The 19,124-nt window shown below is 56.1% G+C and carries 12 protein-coding genes; 1 reads left to right on the top strand and 11 read right to left on the bottom strand.

Annotation, left to right across the window (positions count from 1 at the left end; translation table 11 throughout):
- Nucleotides 1-42: 42 nt before the first annotated feature.
- The 10 genes from sufC to aroC all read right to left on the bottom strand — a co-directional run bounded on the left by sufC (nucleotide 43) and on the right by aroC (nucleotide 17,265).
- The gene (sufC, locus tag BGLCM_RS04720; RefSeq protein ID WP_006294075.1) at nucleotides 43-819 is read right to left on the bottom strand and encodes a Fe-S cluster assembly ATPase SufC; all 777 of its coding nucleotides are present in this window, start codon (nucleotides 817-819) and stop codon (nucleotides 43-45) included.
- Nucleotides 820-821: 2 nt separating this feature from the next.
- Nucleotides 822-2,051 (bottom strand): Fe-S cluster assembly protein SufD, encoded by a 1,230-nt coding sequence (gene sufD / locus BGLCM_RS04715; RefSeq protein WP_006294074.1) that lies wholly within the window; start codon nucleotides 2,049-2,051, stop codon nucleotides 822-824.
- A gap of 3 nt (nucleotides 2,052-2,054) precedes the next feature.
- On the bottom strand, nucleotides 2,055-3,584 hold the full coding sequence (sufB, locus tag BGLCM_RS04710; protein WP_006294073.1) for a Fe-S cluster assembly protein SufB: 1,530 nt from the start codon (nucleotides 3,582-3,584) through the stop codon (nucleotides 2,055-2,057).
- Nucleotides 3,585-3,760: 176 nt separating this feature from the next.
- Nucleotides 3,761-5,272 (bottom strand): L,D-transpeptidase family protein, encoded by a 1,512-nt coding sequence (locus BGLCM_RS04705; RefSeq protein WP_052295070.1) that lies wholly within the window; start codon nucleotides 5,270-5,272, stop codon nucleotides 3,761-3,763.
- Nucleotides 5,273-5,551: 279 nt separating this feature from the next.
- Entirely contained in the window at nucleotides 5,552-7,216 is a 1,665-nt protein-coding gene (locus BGLCM_RS04700) for a CTP synthase (RefSeq protein ID WP_044084982.1), read from the bottom strand.
- A 70-nt stretch (nucleotides 7,217-7,286) separates the two neighbouring features.
- Nucleotides 7,287-7,715 carry an Rrf2 family transcriptional regulator gene (locus tag BGLCM_RS04695; RefSeq protein WP_044085071.1) on the bottom strand — a complete coding sequence of 143 codons (429 nt, stop codon included), beginning with the start codon at nucleotides 7,713-7,715 and terminating at the stop codon, nucleotides 7,287-7,289.
- A gap of 164 nt (nucleotides 7,716-7,879) precedes the next feature.
- Nucleotides 7,880-13,159, bottom strand: coding sequence for a type I pullulanase (gene pulA / locus BGLCM_RS04690; protein ID WP_006294067.1), 5,280 nt, complete (start codon nucleotides 13,157-13,159; stop codon nucleotides 7,880-7,882).
- Nucleotides 13,160-13,643: 484 nt separating this feature from the next.
- Nucleotides 13,644-14,090, bottom strand: a complete 447-nt coding sequence (locus BGLCM_RS04685; RefSeq protein WP_006294065.1) for a type II 3-dehydroquinate dehydratase — start codon at nucleotides 14,088-14,090, stop codon at nucleotides 13,644-13,646.
- A gap of 106 nt (nucleotides 14,091-14,196) precedes the next feature.
- On the bottom strand, nucleotides 14,197-15,786 hold the full coding sequence (locus tag BGLCM_RS04680; protein WP_006294064.1) for a bifunctional shikimate kinase/3-dehydroquinate synthase: 1,590 nt from the start codon (nucleotides 15,784-15,786) through the stop codon (nucleotides 14,197-14,199).
- 285 nt (nucleotides 15,787-16,071) lie between these two features.
- Nucleotides 16,072-17,265 carry a chorismate synthase gene (aroC, locus tag BGLCM_RS04675; RefSeq protein ID WP_006294063.1) on the bottom strand — a complete coding sequence of 398 codons (1,194 nt, stop codon included), beginning with the start codon at nucleotides 17,263-17,265 and terminating at the stop codon, nucleotides 16,072-16,074.
- Nucleotides 17,266-17,311: 46 nt separating this feature from the next.
- On the opposite strand from aroC, the gene BGLCM_RS08060 reads away from it, so the two are divergent.
- Nucleotides 17,312-17,815, top strand: a complete 504-nt coding sequence (locus BGLCM_RS08060; RefSeq protein ID WP_006294062.1) for a prepilin peptidase — start codon at nucleotides 17,312-17,314, stop codon at nucleotides 17,813-17,815.
- 99 nt (nucleotides 17,816-17,914) lie between these two features.
- On the opposite strand, the gene mltG is transcribed toward BGLCM_RS08060, so the two are convergent.
- On the bottom strand, nucleotides 17,915-19,120 hold the full coding sequence (mltG, locus tag BGLCM_RS04665) for an endolytic transglycosylase MltG (RefSeq protein WP_044084980.1): 1,206 nt from the start codon (nucleotides 19,118-19,120) through the stop codon (nucleotides 17,915-17,917).
- Nucleotides 19,121-19,124 lie beyond the last annotated feature (4 nt).

The following is a 19,124-nucleotide window of genomic DNA, read 5'->3' as shown; positions in this document are numbered from 1 at the left end:
ACTCCTTCAACGCCGATGGGATGATATGTGAATGTTACGCAATCAGGCCAATGCCGATTCCGAAGCGCCTTCCGGCATGAACTCGTCGTAACCGCGTTCTTCCAGTTCGTCAGCCAATTCAGGTCCACCGGTCTTCACGAAGTGGCCATCGGCAAATACATGCACGATGTCCGGCTTGATGTATTTGAGGATACGCGTGTAATGCGTGACCATCAGAATGCCGAAGTTGTCTTTCTCCTTGGCACGGTTCACACCTTCCGACACAATACGCAACGCATCCACATCCAGGCCTGAGTCGGTTTCGTCGAGGATGGCGAACTTCGGAGCCAGCATCTCAAGTTGCAGCACTTCAGCACGCTTCTTCTCGCCACCAGAAAAGCCCTCATTGACCGAACGCGTAGCGAACTTGGGATCCATCTTCAGGCGCTTCATCGCTTCAGTGAGTTCCTTGGTCCACGTGCGGATTGCAGGCGCTTTGCCATCCACTTCGGTTTTGGCCGTGCGCAAGAAGTTCGTCATCGACACACCCGGCACTTCAACGGGATACTGCATAGCCAAAAACAGACCAGCCTTGGCTCGCTCATCCGGCGTCATCAACAGCAAATCCTGGCCATCAAGCAACGCCTGGCCCTGCTCGATCTCATACTTGGGATGTCCGGCCAAGGTGTATGCCAGTGTCGATTTGCCCGAACCGTTCGGTCCCATGATGGCATGCGTTTCACCAGATTTGACCGTGAGATTGACACCTTTGAGAATTTGCTTGCGGCCTTCCTTCGTTTCGACGGAGGCGTACAGATCCTTGATTTCCAATGTATGCATGATTACTTGTCCTCCTCGAAGACGGAATCGGAGTTGGGGGTTTCGCTACGTGCCAGACGACGGTCGATGGCATCCATAAGATGGCCGGAAATGGCGTCCACGCCAATTTCCTCAATGAGCTCCGCGAAGAATCCACGGACCACAAGCTTGCGCGCCTCGCGTTCGCTGATACCGCGTGATTGCAAATAGAACAATTCCTCGTCATCAAAACGTCCGACGGAGCTGGCGTGGCCGGCACCGATGATATCACCGTTCTCGATTTCCAGGTTCGGTTCGGAATCGGCAATAGCACCAGGCGTGAGCACAAGATTACGGTTGAGCTCATAGGAATCGGTACCTGGAGCGGTGGGCTCAATCAGTGCGTTGCCAACCCATGTGGAGTGCGCGCCCTTACCGCTCAACGCACCTTTGTATACCACGCGGGACTTGCAATCGGGTTCGTTATGCACAACCATTGTGCGATGCTCAATATGCTCGCCCGGATCCACAAAATAGATGCCGAGCATGTTCACATCACCATGGTCGCCACCAAAATCCTGATCCATGCGGATGCGCACCACATCGCCACCCAACGTCACGACGGCATGGCGCAAGCTCGCGCCCTTGCCCACATGGATGCGATGGTTGCCCACATGTTTGGAACCCGCCTGCCATTCCTGCACAAACGTCGTGGAAATCTGGGAATCCTCCCCTGTCGTAATTTCCACACCTTCAGCCAGCATAGCCATACCGCTATGCTGCACCACCACATCGGCATGCACATTGGCATCGGCATGAATCACCAGATGCAACGCATCCATATCCATACCGCTGCCTTCCACCTTGACAAGCACCGGTTCGTCAAGATCATGCTTGATATGCACGATTACCGCCTCGGCGCTGGCGTTCCACTGCACCACCGAGGGACGGTCGTTCGGTTTGGACACTTTGCCCGAATAGCGCTCGCCCATGGCTTCACGCGTAGCCTCGACCTTGGCCGCGTCGAGCTTGTGGCCTTTCATGTCACTGATTGTGACATGCGTGCGTCCTGACGCGGTGAATGGCACGAAGAATTCGTTGATGCGGTCCACAGGAGTAAAACGAAAATCATCCTGCTTACGGGACGGCACAGCGAAATCGTCGAGTGAGAATGAGCGCGGCGCACGGTCAGCGCTCGACGGCATGGCAGCGGGAACCTTGTACGGATCGTGAGGGTCCGCTACCGGAATGTTGATTTCCTTGACGGTAGCCATAAATCAGCCCACCGATCCTTCCATTTGCAGTTCAACAAGCCTGTTGAGTTCCAATGCGTATTCCATAGGCAGCTCACGGCTGATCGGCTCGACAAAGCCGCGCACAATCATGGCCATGGCTTCCTTTTCTTCCAGGCCGCGGCTCATCAGATAGAACAGCTGGTCTTCAGAAACCTTGGAAACGGTAGCCTCGTGAGCCATCGACACGTCATCCTCACGCACGTCAACATGCGGATAGGTATCGGAACGCGAAAAATCGTCGACGAGCAACGCATCGCATACGACGTTCGAACTGGAACCTTCAGCACCCTCGACAATCTTGACCAGACCGCGGTAGGCTGAACGGCCGCCGCCACGGGAAATGGACTTGGCCACAATCGTGGAGCTCGTGTGCGGAGCCAGATGAATCATCTTGGCACCAGTGTCCTGATACTGGCCGGCACCGGCGAAACCGAGCGACATCGTGGACGCGTTGGCATACGGTTCGGCGAGAATGCAAGCCGGATACTTCATCGTGGCCTTGGAACCGATGTTGCCGTCGACCCATTCCATCGTGCCGCCTTCACGCACATAGGCGCGCTGCGTGACGAGATTGTAGACGTTGTTCGACCAGTTCTGCACGGTCGTGTAGCGCACACGCGCGTTCTTTTCCACCACGATTTCGACGATGGCCGCATGCAGCGAATCAGTGGAATAGATCGGGGCCGTGCAGCCCTCAACGTAATGTACGTAGGAGCCTTCATCAGCAATGATCAACGTGCGCTCGAACTGGCCCATGTTCGGTGTGTTGATACGGAAATAGGCCTGCAACGGGATATCCACATGCACACCCTTGGGCACGTATACGAACGAACCTCCTGACCACGCGGCCGTGTTCAACGCGCCAAACTTGTTGTCGTCGGGCGGCACGACTTTACCAAACCACTTGCGCACAAGTTCAGGGTATTCACGCACTGCCGTGTCGGTGTCCACAAAAATGACACCCTGCGCGGCCAAATCTTCCTGAATCGAGTTATAGATGACTTCCGACTCATACTGGGCGGCGACGCCGGACACGAGCCGGCTCTTCTCGGCTTCGGGGATGCCGAGACGGTCGTAGGTCGTACGGATGTCGTCAGGCAGGTCTTCCCATGTGGCGGCCTGCTTGCCCACAGGCTTGACATAGTACTTGAAATCATCGGCATTGAAGCCCGTCAAATCGACACCCCAGTCAGGCATCGGCATGTCAACGAACGCACGATAGCCTTTCAGACGCATGTCGAGCATCCATTCAGGCTCATGCTTGTCTGCGGAAATTTCGCGCACAACTTGTTCGTCAATGCCTTTTTTCGCAGCCTCACCTGCGGCATCGGAATCATGCCAGCCATACGTGTATTCGCCAAACTGGTCGATGATTGCATCATCCTGTTTAATTTTTTCCTCGTTGACGCGAGCCCTGTCTGCCAGGTACTGGCTCATCTCGACGTCAGCCGCGGCATTCGGTTCTTGGGGATTTGCCACCGTTGCCTCTTCTGTTCTTCGGTTGGTTTCCATCCATTAACCTAACAGTTTGGCCGTGTAAATGCCAGTGGTTCTTTCAAGAGCGTCAACATTACACAAAGGCCGGCGTTGCAACGAATAACCAGTGGCAACGCCGGCCGTTGTGAGCAATACCACAGCGAACGTTTGCGCTGTGTCTTGGCCAGTCTTATCGGATGGGATGTTCCAGCTTACTGCTGCACGTGCACGGGAGTGCCTTCCACAGCAAATTCAAAGAACCATGGGGCCACATCCCAGCCAATGCCCACGCAACCATGCGATGTATTGCCCATGGCTGGAATATTGGCATCATTGACGGCGTATGACGTCGCGATGCGATGGATTGCACAGCCTGAACGCGAGAAGTAGTTGACGAACCCGACTCCTTTGACATCCCAGCTTTCCTTGGTACCGTCAGACAAGGTCAAGTTGCCGCTCATGTCTTGCGATTCGTATTTGAGCCACACGTCAAAATCACCCAGCGGCGTGCACAAATCGCCCGCACAAGCGCCCGTCTGCACGTTGTTGCCTTGACCAACCGACGCATTGAAACTGCGCACCAGTTTGCCGTTCTCATAGGCATACACTTTGCGGTCTGACAGGTCGACCACCACGTTGCGTTTGGTTTCAGTCACCTTCATTGGATCGACCTTGCCCGCCAGCACAATGGACGGGGATTTGCCCTCGAGCACTGCCGGAGCCTGGGTCAGGATGGCGTCCGCCGCATTGTCGGCCAATGTCACGCCGTCATGGCCTTCCGAGATGACCTTGATCACTTCACCATCATTGCCCGTCAACACCACACGGTCTTCCTTAGTGGAAGACAACGTCGGTTGGATGTCGTTCGTGAAATAGTCCTTGATGGCTTGCACATCGAATAACACGTTGCCTTTACGCACTTGGTGCTCTCCGGTCGTCTCCGACACGTCCACGCTGGACACCTTGGCCAGGCCGGCAGGATCAAGTTTGGCAATCGTCTCATCGTTCATCGTGAACGTGATCGGGTTGGTGATATAACCGTTCAACGTATCGGCAGCCTGTTGGGCCTTGACGTCGGTGATAGCCGGTTCAATCGTTTCGACGGTGGCTTGTACCGCTCGCGCGTGGGTATCCGTGCCGTTGACGGCGGCTACCAGTTGATCAGCGACAGGCTTGACCGCAAGTCCTTGCGAATTGACAGCCGGAGACGTCACGAATGACGTGCCTTCTTCATTGAGCGTGACGGTAGCGTCCTTGGGATCGTTGACCTGCTGATTGAATTTGGCATTGAGTTTCGTCGCGTCGGCCTTGGTAGCGTCCAATCCCCCGTCGACTGCGTCCTGGCTCCACGGCATATATTTGGTGAATACATTGCCATCTCGCTTGGCTGACATTGTTGCATCAGCCAGTGCCTGCGGATCGGTTTGCATGCCGATATCAGCCAACGTGATACGTTGTTCAGTCCCGTTATACGATACACTCACCGCCGTGTTGGCGGCACAGTCTTCCACGAATTGCACGACTTGTGCGCGGCTTTTGCCGGTCATGTCCTGTCCCCACAAGCTCACACCCGGCAGCACATGTGACTGGAAAAACAGTACGATGCCAGTCACGCAGGCCGCAAGCACCACGATTACACCCACAATCCACGGCCAGATGTGACGCTTCTTGCGTTGACTCACTTGAGCGTTCGCCATCGGATCCGGTTGCGGTACCACTGACATGTCCACCTCATAGCTTGTTGGAATAGGTATCTTACGTTGGGCAATAATCACCCTGCGTATCATCGTACGCAACGTTCATCGTAAGCCTTACCCCCGCCGTAGTCCATAAACCTGCTCGTTTTTCGCAATTTCTTCAAGTTTTTCACGGGCTCGAGGCACCCTGTATTTGGGTCGTCTGCTGGCGGTAGGCAGCACTCAGCCCGCGCTGAACACTATACAAAGATGTATTTCTGTTCAACGCGGGCTGAGCAACTCACAGCACCGGTATCTTTACGATGCTTACTGGCGTGCTTCCTGATGGTCAAGTGCCGCCTGCACCAGGCCTGCAAACAATGGGTGCGGCTTGGTTGGACGGGACTTGAATTCAGGATGAGCCTGCGTGGCGACGAAGAACGGATGCACGTCGCGCGGCAACTCCACGAATTCGGTCAATTCACCGTCCGGGCTCTGGCCTGAAATGACGAGACCACCTTCACGCAGCGCATCCTTGTAGGCCACATTGACCTCATAACGATGACGATGACGTTCGGTCACATGCGTGGTGCCATACAAATCGGCTACAAGAGAGCCTTCGAGCAGTTCAGCCGGATACGAGCCCAAACGCATCGTATGGCCCATATCACCGTTGCCGGCCACAATGTCCTTCTGTTCTTCCATCGTCGCAATGACAGGATGGGCGCAATCCGGCTCAAACTCGGACGAATTGGCGTCCGCGATGCCGAGCACATCGCGCGCATACTCAATGACCATGGACTGCAGCCCCAAGCACAGGCCCAGCGTGGGCAATCCGTGTTCACGCGCGTAGCGCAGTGCGCCGATTTTGCCTTCAATGCCTCGAATGCCGAAACCGCCAGGGATCACAATGCCATCCACCTGGTTGAGCGCCGATGCGGCGCCTTCTTCTGTTTCGCACAAGTCGGCTGCAACCCACTTGACGTTCACCTTGGCGTAATTGGCAAAACCACCTGCCTTGATAGCCTCGGTGACCGACAGATAGGCATCGGGCAAATCAATGTATTTGCCCACAATGGCAATGTTGACCTCATGCTTGGGATGATGCACACGCTCAAGCAGGTCTTCCCATTCGTCCCAATCCACATCATGGAACGGCAAGCCCAGTTCGCGCACCATATAGGTGTCAAGACCCTCATCGAACAGCGTCTTGGGCACATCGTAAATGCTTGGCGCGTCCACGCAGTTGACCACGCCTTCAGCGTCCACATCGCACATCAGCGAGATCTTGGCCTTGATGGATTCATTGAGCTTGCGGTCGGAACGCAACACGAGCGCATCCGGCGTGATGCCGAGCTGGCGCAGCATCATGACCGAATGCTGTGTGGGCTTTGTCTTGAGTTCGTGGGCGGCGGCGATGTATGGCACGAGTGACACATGCACAAACATGCAGTTGTCCGGTCCCAGTTCACGACGCACCTCGCGGGCGGCCTCAAGGAATGGCTGGGATTCAATGTCACCGACAGTACCGCCGATTTCCGTGATGATCACATCGACATCGTCGGAAGCCTGGGCACGCATACGCGATTTGATTTCATTCGTGATATGCGGAATCACCTGCACGCACTGGCCCAAGTATTCACCGGCGCGCTCTTTGCGCAACACTTCCTGATAAATCTGTCCCGTGGTCACATTGGCCTTCTGGCTGAGGAACACATCAAGGAAGCGCTCATAATGGCCGATGTCCAGATCGGTTTCGGCACCATCTTCAGTAACATAGACTTCACCATGTTGGAGCGGGTTCATGGTGCCTGGATCAACGTTGATATATGGATCAAGTTTCTGCTGCAGCACATGGATGCCGCGGCTGCGCAACAGACGTCCGAGGGAGGATGCCGTCAGACCTTTACCAAGGGAGGAGACCACACCACCAGTAACGAAAATATGCTTGGTAACGTGCTCTTGGGAATTGCCATGTTTGCTTCTAACCATGGAACTTCAGCCTATCATTTTGCCGTGACGCGGCGTGTTGGCACGGGGGGTATCACAACGAACATGCTTGTCACATAAATGTGCGCATGTGTTGCGCCAAATCCGCGACCGTCATGGACTGCAATTCACGTTCCATGGCGGCATGCACACGGTCAAGCCGCACATCGAGCACATCATGGATATGCCGTCCCACCGGCTCGCTGCGCCCTGGATTGTCATGGAAATTGAACAATCCCGCATCATCGACCGCTTCAACAGCATCAAAAATGTCAAGTAACGTAATGTCTTGAGGGTCGCGGGCCAATACGGCGCCTCCGGCGCCTCGCGTGACAGTGATCAAATCGTCATTTTTCAATTGTTGGATGAGCCGGCGAATAATCACGGGATTCGCGTTGACGCTTTTGGCCAGGAACGTGCTCGTGACTTTATGGTCCGATGAGTAGACATCAATGGCTACCATCACATGCACCGCCATGGTGAATCGACTCGAAATCTGCATGCCCCCTATTGTAAGTGCGATCGTTTGCACAGCAGCATTCATGCCAGATTGCGGGCAGCAATAATCATGACAACCTCCAGCCATGAAGAAAGCCCGGACCATGATGGTCCGGGCTTTCCCCTTCACTTGCTCATTGTTCGTTCAATGAGCATGCACAGGCGCTTTCAGCGTCCGTTCTGCTTGGCACCGCGCAGATGCTGCACATAGCACAGTGCAAGACCAGCCATGAGCAGTGCCACTGCGATAGCGGCCACAACGATCACCGAAGAACCCGTGGCAGCCATAGGCGAGGAATAGCCATCCACACCATTGGCACCATTAGCACCGTTGGCACCGTTGACGCCATCCGCACCGTTCGCTCCATCAGCGCCATTAGCACCTGGAGTTCCATCCTGGCCTGGACGGTCAATCGTTTCGTCATCCTGATGATCAGGATCGGCTGGGTCGGACGGGCCGGATGGGTTGTCCGGATCGGCCGGGTCGGACGGATCCGCCGGGGACTTGTCGGTCAGCACGGTGGCGGACAGCGGCGCAAGCGTCACACCGTCAGCGCCAATCACGAGCTGGTCTCCAGCCTGGGCGACCGGTCCGCTCACCGTGTCGGCAGCATCGGTGGTGTCGGTATCAGCGGCATCATCCAATGCGGTCAGAACCGGCTGCGCAATCGTGGTGCCGAGCTCCACATTGCCATCACCCACGAGCACCGAATACGTTCCAGCCTTGACACCTTGCAACGTCTTGGCATCCTCGTTGGCATTGAGCGCGATGATATAGGTATCATCACCGTTCTTGACCTCATAGGCGACAATGCCGTCTTGGGCCTGCAACACCTTGGTCTGCTCGTTGATTGCGAAGTGGTCTGCGCGACGCAGCGCGTTGACCTGCTTGCGCAGCTCGATGAGTCCCTTGACATAGTTCACGCTGGATGCGTACTCATCCTGGGACATGCGGTTCCAATCCAGAGCGTTGACACTGTCACCCGACTTGTAGCTGTTCTCGTCGCCGCCCTTGGTGCGCAGGAATTCCTGGCCAAGTTGGATTTCAGGGATGCCATAGCTCAGGAACACGGCGGAGTCGGCGAGCTTGGCACGCTTGATGCGCGTGGCCAAATCATCATTGGGCACCGACACTTCAAGCTTGTCGTTGAGCGTCAGGTTGTCGTGGATTTCCACATACTGCACCACCTGTGTTGCGGAAGCGTAGTTCGACGAACCACCGTTGCACTGCTCAGCAGCATCCTGGCCATCAGCCTTCTGGCAACCCAGCATGTTGGTCAGCATGAGCTTTTCCATACCAGGCTTGCCTGAGATGTAACCCGTGTCAAGCGAATCGAACACCGAGCCCTTGAGACCATCGCGAATCGAATCGTTGAAGAACGACACTGAGGAATTCTCATTCTCCAATGCCTTGGCGTTGATCTGCGTGGACATCATCGACTTGTCCATCGTGGTGTTCATGTCCCAGCCTTCGCCAACGATCATGATGCTCGGATCGATGGCGTCAAGGGCCGCACGCACAGCCTGCATCGTCTTCAAGTCATGCAGACCCATCAAGTCGAAGCGGAAGCCGTCCATGTTGTATTCCTTGGCCCAGTAGGTCACGGAATCCACAATGTACTTGCGCATCATCGCACGCTCGGAAGCCGTATCGTTGCCACAGCCCGAGTTCGACACGAGCGAGCCGTTCTGGTAACGGAAGTAGTATCCCGGCACCGTCAGGTTGAACGGGTTCGAATTCAAGTCGCCAACATGGTTGTACACCACATCCATGATCACGCGCAGGCCGTTGTTGTGCAGGCCTTCAATCATCTGCTTGGCTTCCTGAACACGAGCCTGTGGCTTTGCGGCATCCGAAGCATACGAGCCTTCCGGCACGTTGTAGTTCTGCGGATCATAACCCCAGTTGTAGTTCGAATCGTCCAGCGGCTTGGTTTCGTCAACGCTGATGTAGTCATACATCGGCTGAATCTGCACATGCGTGATGCCCAGTTCCTTGAGGTAGTCAACACCCGTGGCCTGGCCGTCAGCATTCTTCGTGCCGTTCTCGATCATGCCCAAGTACTTGCCGCTGTGCTCGTCGCAGACGCCCGAAGACTTGTCCTTCGAGAAGTCACGCACGTGCGTTTCAGCAACCACAGCATCGGTCGGGCTGTGGAACGCAGGCATGCGCTTCACGTCACCAATCGAAGCCTGCTCGTCAGACAGCACGACCGAACGGTGGCCGTTGACCACAGAGGCCTTGGCGTAGGGGTCGGCGGAATCATTGACGGTCCCATCGGCGAAGGAAACGCGATAGATATATGCCGTGGATGCAGCGACCTGTTCGGTCACAGCCCACACGCCCTTGTCGCCACGCGTCATGGCCACAACCTTGTCTTCAGCCGCATCAGCGCTATCCGACGCCTTGAACGTGACGAGCTCCACCTTGGTTGCCGTCGGTGCCCACAACTTGAATGTGGTGCCATCCTTGGCCCAAGTTGCGCCAAGATCATCGCCGTCATAAGCGAATTCCTTGTCGAACTCGTCGGTACGGACCACAGAACCGGCTACGGCGTCGGCCGAACCGAAGCCTTCAATTTCCACCGTGTACTTGGCGGTCAGATCAAGGTTGTCCTTGAGCGTGACCGTCACCGTGGTGCCGTTGACCGTCACATCCTCAATGGCGACTGCCTTGCCGTCAGCGCCGCTGACCTTGACGTCGTCAGCCTTGATGTCGGCCTGCTTGGAGAGCTTGACATCAATCGCATTGTTCTTGGCGATCTGCGCCGAGACGATACGGGCGCCGAGGGACGGGCGAGCCGTGTAGACGGTCGCGTCATCCTGCATGAGCCACACTTCAGCCTTGGCCGTGCCGTCATTGCTGAACACGAGCGCATCGGCAGACATCTTGATGTCGCCGTCAGAGCCGTCCTTCTTCTTCCACTCGTCCACACCGTAGCGGCGCAACAGACCGAAGTCCGAGTCGCCGTTTGCAGCCTGATAGGTGTAGTTGGAGAACGATGCGGTAGCAACTTCGCCCCAGTCATCATGGCTCGTGAACTTCGGAGCGAAACCGTTGGAGTTCGAGTTCCACATCCACAGATCCCACTGCGGCACCTTCGTCTCGGTATCCGCTGCATTGAAGTAGAGACCATCGTTGCGCATGTAATGCACGGTGACATCGACCTTGTCGGCCTTGCACTGGTAATCAGCCGGAGCTTCGGTCAACGTCGTATCGGGGTCACCAGTGCCGTCCACCCACAATTCCACAGTGCCGGTCTTGCTGACTGTGGCGGTACGATCACCGCCGAACTTGTTCCATTCCGCAGTGGTGATGATGAATCCGAACTCGTTGTACTTGCCATCGAACGTGAGTTCGGCGACCTTGCCGTAGCAATCCTCACCTGTGAACGGATGGTTCACAGCATTCATATCAGCGCCAGTCGAATCCTTGCCCCACACATAGACACCACGATTGTCGTCAGCATCCTGCGGCTTGTAGTGCACGACCATTCGCGTCTGCGCGTCAATCGATTCGGGATTGCCCACAGTCAGCGTTCCGTTTTCGACGCCAACATGCGTGATGCCCTTGGCGACCAGATAGTTGGCGCCATTGTTGCTATCCCAGTCGGATCCGCCATTGTTGAAGCAGATCTGATGTTCCTCGCCCTTGGTGTCAATCGTCTTCTTGTAGTAGCCCTGAGCGTCCGGGCCTTCCATCTGCTCACCCGGCTCAGCCGTCCAGTCGGAACCGGCACCGTGATGCACGAACACCTTGTCCCAATTGTTCGTCGGCTTGTACCACACGGTCGTCGTCTGGTCGTCCGGCTTGACAGACGTGTCAGGAATCACAACGTCCGGAGTGCTCGGGTCGACTGCCACGTCGGATGCCGGATGCGACGCCTTCGTGGCACCTGCATAAAGCGCCACTGCCTGCATGGCCGGAACCGTCGTCTTGACTTCACCGCCAGACACGGTCACCGTCTTCGAGCAGTCCTGCACAGCGTAGACGTCGCAGTACTCGCCATCAGGCAGCGAAGTCTTGTAGGTGGCCTCGTAATCTTCGGTCGAGTTGTTGATCGCGACAAAACCTTTGTCACCACGCGAGAACGCGATATTGTTCTTGCCGTCATCCTGCCAGTCGGTCACCGTCGTGCCATCCACATAATTATGGAACGCAATCATGCCGCGCGTTGTCGTCCAACGCTGCTGGCAGTTCCATGCGCCATCCTTGGTGGAGCAAGCCTGGTCGAAATCGACATCGTCCACCTTCGTATCGGTGGCTCCCGGAGCGCCGGCGTCATGGCCTTCCTGGCCATCCTCATACTTGTAGTCGGAAATCAGACGCGGCGTGCCGTAATCATAGGCCAGCATGAACGCATTCGCGAGAGCATACATCGAATCGTTCTTGTAGGTGATCGCGCCATCGTTGCGTGCCGTGTCCCAGTTCGTGACGAACACGTTCGCCAAATTGGACGGAATCGCGTTCGGATTCGACGACGTGTCGCCGAGGCGCGTAGCGAGGTCGCCCAAGCCGGCGATGCTGCCCTTGAACTTGGCGTTCAGGTCCGACTTGTAATCGAACTGCGTGACAGTGCCAGTCTCAAAATAATTACGCGGTTGGATGCCGGCAGCTTCATTGGCATTGCCGATGACTTCCTGGATCCAATAGATGTCGTTGGCGTTCTTGCCAATCTTTTGGGCCATCTTGTCTTTGATGGCCTTCATATCATCCTTGTTGATGTGCTTGACGGCATCCATGCGGAAGCCCTTGACACCCAGGTTGTAGAGCTTGACGAGATAATCGGATTGGATGTCTTGCACTTTGGCGCTCGACGTGTCGAAGTCCCACATCGAGCTCAGACGGCCTTCCTGCACTTCCTGCTGATTCGTGTAATCAGCGATGCTCTTGCCGTTCTCGTAATCATGGAAATCGGCGGCGGTCACACCTTCTGGATACTGGTCATGCTCCCCCGTGAAGCCAGGATATTCACCGGTCGAGCCGTTATATGTGGTGCCGGCAACGCCAGTCTGCTCGCCTGCAGCCACGTCCGAACCGGTCGTCTGGTTGAGCACAACATCAGCGATGGTGCCCACACCTGCAGCCTCACACTGTGTGACCATGTTCTTGAACTCGGCTTCGGTGCCCAGTTTGGAATCGAGTTTATAGCTGACAGGCTGGTAGGAAGTCCACCAAGGCGTGCCTTGGATATGTTCCTGAGGCGGTGAAATTTCCACGTAGGCCACGCCTTCCGGGCCATATGTGTTCGTACATTCCTTCGCAATGGAGTTCCAGCTCTGCTGGAATGCGATGACCTGCACGTCGGTCGCTTTGGGTAATTCTGCTGCATTGCTGGGATCCGCATGCGCCGGCAATGACACGCCTGCACACAGGCTGGCCACCATTGCCGTCGACAGGGCGATGCCTGTCCGACGCTTTGCGGAGCTGTTTGGCATTGACGCCATCCCTGCTCCTCTTCTCTTCTTTTTCTCTTCTTTCTGATTCCCGCAGTAGGTGATACTTGCGGTTTTTGGTCGGCATGGTCGACGAGTTGCCAGATGGGATCGCCATTGATTCGTCTTGCATGCCAGCTTGAAGCGACGCATGGCTTGTGGCCTGGCCGTGTCAACGAAGCATGTGCGCGGGACCTTACGTCGTTGCGGAACCCTCTTGTGCAATGCATACGTTGTCAAGACAGCTGGAACCAAGTATAGGGGGCGTTCACCAAACCTCCAAAAATCCACAGATAAATGACCAGTATCTGTCAGATTTGTCCAAAAACAGCGCCGCAATCAGCATGCACGACTGGAGCGTTCTTCATTGAAGCGCTCCCAAATTCCTGTGATACAGCAATGTTGCGCCAGCATTCTTCAAGAACACTGGCGCAACAGCGACAACCGCCTACTCTTCGCTATGAGTAAACTGTTGTGATGGCTTTGGTCATAGCCATTACTGACGGATGAGTTCCGCTACCGCTTCCAATGCGAGACGGTATCCGTAGAATCCCAAACCCGTAATCGTTCCCGTGGCCACAGCGGAAATCACGGAACGTTTGCGGAACTCGTCGCGCGCTGACGGATTCGAAATATGCACTTCCATGAGCGGCAGTCCTGCGTCCCCGACCATGTGCGCCGCGTCCGCTAATCCGTAGGAATAGTGCGTGAAGGCGGCTGGATTCATGACCACAGGATTGCCATTATCGGCGGCTTCGTGCATCCATCCGATCATCTCGGCTTCATCATCGGTCTGACGTACTTCAACAGTAAGGCCCAAATCCTGCCCCCATTGCGTGCACAACCGTGTCAGTTCAGCCAAGTCCTGCTTGCCATACACGTCAGGCTGCCGTACGCCCAAACGTCCGAGATTTGGTCCGTTGACCACCAGTACGGTTGTCATCCTCGCCCTGCTTTCTTGGAAACTATATTGATTTCTGCATAAGCCACATGCGGTAGGCAACGGGGGCATATGCAGAAATCACACTACAAATAAAATACTGATTTATTTACGCCTGCACCAAACGGAAGGCCTGCTCGACCGCTTGGGCCGGCGGATCTTCAAGATGGATGACGTGACCAATCTTGTCAACAATGACGAAACGCAACGTGTTGCCACGGGCTTTCTTGTCGCGGTGCATGAGCGTGAGCACGTCATCGAAACGGTCATGATGCCAGCTCGTCGGCAACCCGAGTGAATCAAGCAGCGAACGAGTCTGATCCACGAATGCGTCGTCCACGTGACCGGTCAGACGCGCCAACTCGGCCGCGTACACCATGCCCACGGCCACGGCATTGCCATGACGCCAGCGGAAGTGTTCAAGCTGTTCAATGGCATGGCCGAACGTATGCCCATAGTTGAGGAATTCGCGCAAACCGGCCTCACGCAAATCATTGCTGACATGATGGGCTTTGACACGCACCGTACGTTCAATCAACTCAGCCACCACGGGTTCAAGGTCGGACCCCAAGAACGTGGATCCGTCAAACGCGCGCAGTTGGTCCGCGTGGTCTTGCAGAATCGTCAGGATTTCCGGGTCCCCAATAAACCCGGACTTGGCCACCTCACCCAAGCCTTCAATGAAAATGTCGTTCGGCAACGTCACGAGCGCACGCAGATCAGCGAGCACACCTGCCGGCGTGTAGAACGATCCGACAAGGTTTTTGCCTTGCGGCGTATTGATGCCCGTCTTGCCACCTGTGGACGCGTCCACCATCGCCAACAATGACGTCGGACAATTCACATAGCGCACACCGCGCATCCACGTGGCGGCCACAAACCCGGCCAAATCAGTGCAAGCGCCGCCACCCAGGCCCACCACAGCGTCGGAACGCGTGAAGCCTTCTTCACCCAACCGCTGCCAAATGCCATTGGCAACCTCAATCGTTTTACCAGCCTCGGCGTCGGGAATCGTGATATCACTGACTTCATAACCGGCTTGACGCAACAATGTGCGCGCCTGATCGCTATGCCGACGCACCGAAGTGGTGTGGATCAGCGCCACACGCACGGGTTTGGGACCGAGCACGTGAGGCAGCTGCGCCAACACGCCTTCACCAATCTGCACATCGTAATCTTCGATGCCGTCCCCTGTCACGTGGACAATGCGTTCGTTCATCACGTCCACCATCCTTTCTGCCGCTTTGGCCGGAGTCATGCTGTGTGTGCGTACGGTCACATTGGCCATGCGTGTATACGTCGGATTGCGCTGTTCAAACAGCATGCGCCAACGGGCATCCGCATCGCCGTCCAACATTGGCCGCCCCCCGCCCTTCCTGGCGCGTTCCATGGCCTCTTGCGGGTGAGCCATTAAATAAATGACTTTACCGCCCTGCAATTTGTATTGTTCAAGCGCATCCTGAATTGCGGGCGTCATCGGCGCCCCTCCACCCAACGCGAAGATGCCGGGAAAGCGTTGCAAATGTTCAATGACCACATCGCGTTCTACCTCACGGAACGCGGGTTCACCATGTTCGGCGAAGTACTGCGGGATTGGCATGCCAATGGCTTGTTCAATACACAAGTCGGCATCGGCGAATGGCAAACCCAGCAGATGGGACGCCTCTTTGCCGATACGGGTTTTGCCGGCTCCCATCATGCCAATAATGACGGCGAGCGGATGCCCTTCATCAGTCAGATGCGCCGAGCAATTGTCAGTCGTATGGAATGCGTTGTTTCGTTTGGATAGCGCGGAGCGTCGGGATGGCCTGCGACGCTTGTTCCCCGCTGCCGCATGGGCATGATGCGGTTGTGCGGTTGGTCCGTTACGGCGTGGCCTGCGTCGACGATGTCGAGATCCTGCCATGGCATGTCAGCTTTCTGTACGCAAGTGGGGTGGCACAGGGCCTCCCCACAACAATGGTCATACTGGTTTGCGCGGTATTCAGCGCATATGCTCAGGCCAGGACGCCAGGTACTGTTCAATGTTGGCCCGTGTTTCAGCGACACTGTCGCCACCAAACTTTTCCAACAGATACTGGGCCAGCGTCAAACGCACCATGGCTTCTGCCACTACCGCAGCAGCCGGCACGGCTGTACTGTCGGAACGCTGGTTAATGGCTTGCGCGGCGGTACCATCGGCAACGTCTACTGTGTTCAATGCGCGCGGAATCGACGGGATGGGTTTCATCGCGGCGCGCACAATGATTGGTTCGCCGTCAGACATGCCACCCTCAATGCCGCCAGCACGGTTCGTGACACGTGTGATATGACCGTTAGCATCCATGACCATTTCATCGTGGGCTTGGGAACCTGGGCGCATTGCCTCGAGGAATCCGTCACCGATTTCCACACCCTTGATGGCTTGAATGCCCATCACCGCTGAGGCCAAGGCCGCATCAAGACGGCGGTCCGATTCTACGTACGTACCCACACCAGCAGGCATGCCGTAGGCGATGACTTCTACCACGCCACCCAGTGTGTCGGCATCCTGTTTGGCTTGATCAATGCGCTGCATCATGGCTTGCTCAGCCTCGGTATCAAGCGTGCGCACAGGCGACGCGTCAAGCTGTGCCACATCTTCTGGGCGGGGACGCTGCACCTTCGTGACATCGAGCACACCAGCCCCGCCAATCGACAACACATGGCTGACCGTACGAATACCGAACACTTGATCAAGGAACTTGGCTGCAATACAGCCCAATGCTACGCGCGATGCCGTCTCACGTGCACTGGAGCGTTCAAGCACAGGGCGCGCATCATCAAACCCGTACTTGCGCATGCCCGTCAAATCGGCATGCCCTGGACGCGGGCGTGTCAACGGGGCGTTGCGGCCTTCGCGCGCCAGCTCATGGTCGAGAGGATCAGCACTCATCACTTCGGTCCATTTGGGCCACTCGGTGTTGCCGATTTCAATGGCAATCGGAGAACCCAACGTGCTGCCATGACGCACACCCGTCAGCATGCGCACCTGGTCTTGCTCAAACTTCATGCGTGCGCCACGGCCATATCCCAACCGTCGCCGCGCAAGAGCGTCAGCCACATCTTGCGATGTCACCTCCACGCCGGCCGGCAGCCCTTCCATCATGGCGACCAATGCCTCTCCGTGGGATTCCCCCGCCGTTTGCCAACGCAACATGCCAACTCCTTTGATTTGAACCAAAACTCCGGCCTATTGTAACAGCATGAATACAGTTGTGGCGATACCGGGTCTCATATGTGCCGCCGTGCTCTGCGCCGGCGATATTCGTAGGCGGCGTGTGTCTCGGCGCGTGGTCATCGGGGGCATAGCCGCCCAACTGGCCACGCAATGTGGATGGGGTTGGTTGGCGAACGCATGGATGGTGCCTGCCGCCGGCTTATCGGGCATGCTGATTGCAGGTCTAATGCAGTGGATATTGGCATCCGTTGTGCCGGGTTCGTTGGGATTCGGCGATGTGACATGCGCCATGTTGCTTGGTACGGTGCTTGGTCCGTTTGGCGCCATTCCGTTCACCATATGGTGGCTCGTTATGGGTGTGATTGGGCTGGGCGCCCTTGGATGGGCATCACGTCGCGCCGGCGCCGTACTACGACGCAAATCGCGGTCACGGCGTCGCAGGCATCATATCAGCATCCCGTTTGTGCCCGTGATGCTTGCGGCCGCAGTGATCACCATAGTGGTCAGCCAGTGCGGGCTGCACTGGTAATGGGATTCACTCCGATATGACCATGGCTGCACTCGCCATCACGGCTGATTCAAACTGACCTCACCATGGTCATGCTCGGTATGTGCTTATGGACTGACACTAACTCGCGTCAGGGTTATTGGTTTTGTATTCCTGCACATACTGCTGGAATTGTTCGTCATTGTCGGTGAACTTGGTTTCACCCGTCTTCAGGTTCACCGTCACAAAATACAGCCAATCACCGTCTTCAGGATGCAATGCCGCTTGAATCGCATTATCGCCCGGATTGCTGATTGGTGTGGGTGGCAAGCCCTTGTTGACACGCGTGTTGTAAGGGTTGGACGCATCAGCCAATTGCTCATTGGTCAGCATGTTGCCCGTGGTGTGCAATCCATAGGCGACTGTGGAATCCATGCCCAAGGTCATGTCTTTGGCCAAGCGATTGTCAATCACGCGTGTGACTTTGCCGTAGTATTCAGGCAAATTGACTTCAGCCTCGGCGATGGAGGCGATAATCAGCAACCGTTCACGTTCTTGACCTTGCGGCACGCCCAGTTCATCAAGTTTGGCAATGCGCGCTTCGACCATCGTGCGCAGGATTTGTGTGGCGTCGTTCTCTTTGGCCACATCATAGGATCCTGGTTCAAGCCAACCTTCGAATGACCCGTTGGCTTCGGCAGGCAGAATGCCCGATCCCTTATTGTCAAGAATCTTTTGGAATTCCTCTTGCGGTATGCCGCTGACCTTGGCCGCGTTGGCAATCACATCGGTATCACGTTCCCCTGGGCGCACCTCAAGGAATCCTGCAGCATTGCCTTGGTTTGAAAGGATTGTGGCCGCATCCGATGCTTTCATCTGCAGTTTCATCGGGAATGTGCCAGGATACAACGTCAAATGGTTGGCTGCGACTACTGAGGTAAATGCTGCCGCTGATTTGATAATGCCTGCATCAACGAGGTTTTGTGCGATTTGATCGGCACCTTGCCCGGTTTCCACCGAGAATTGTACATCGCTCGTACCGGGACCCGGATAATCATCAACGACGGCTTGGTTCGTTTGCCCTGACTGCCAATTTTTCAACGCCTTGACTGCAACAATACCGCCAACGACCAGCAACGCCAGAACTGCAATGGATACCACGATGGCAACGATACGATGGCGTTGGCGCGCCTTGCGCCTTGCTCGCATCGCACGACGGGACCTGGGTGGGCGTGGCGGCGCATAAGCGCCATTGCCATCATGACCATCATCATGGTGTTCGATATGTGAACCATCGTCCCATGTCGTATTCTGCTCGAAGAAATCGTGCAGATCGCCATCTGTCACTCTT

The sequence above is a fragment of the Bifidobacterium gallicum DSM 20093 = LMG 11596 genome, assembly GCF_000741205.1.
GTDB lineage: Bacteria > Actinomycetota > Actinomycetes > Actinomycetales > Bifidobacteriaceae > Bifidobacterium > Bifidobacterium gallicum.
The sequence above is the reverse complement of the archived record's forward strand: the minus strand, read 5'-3'. Positions and strand labels throughout refer to the sequence as shown.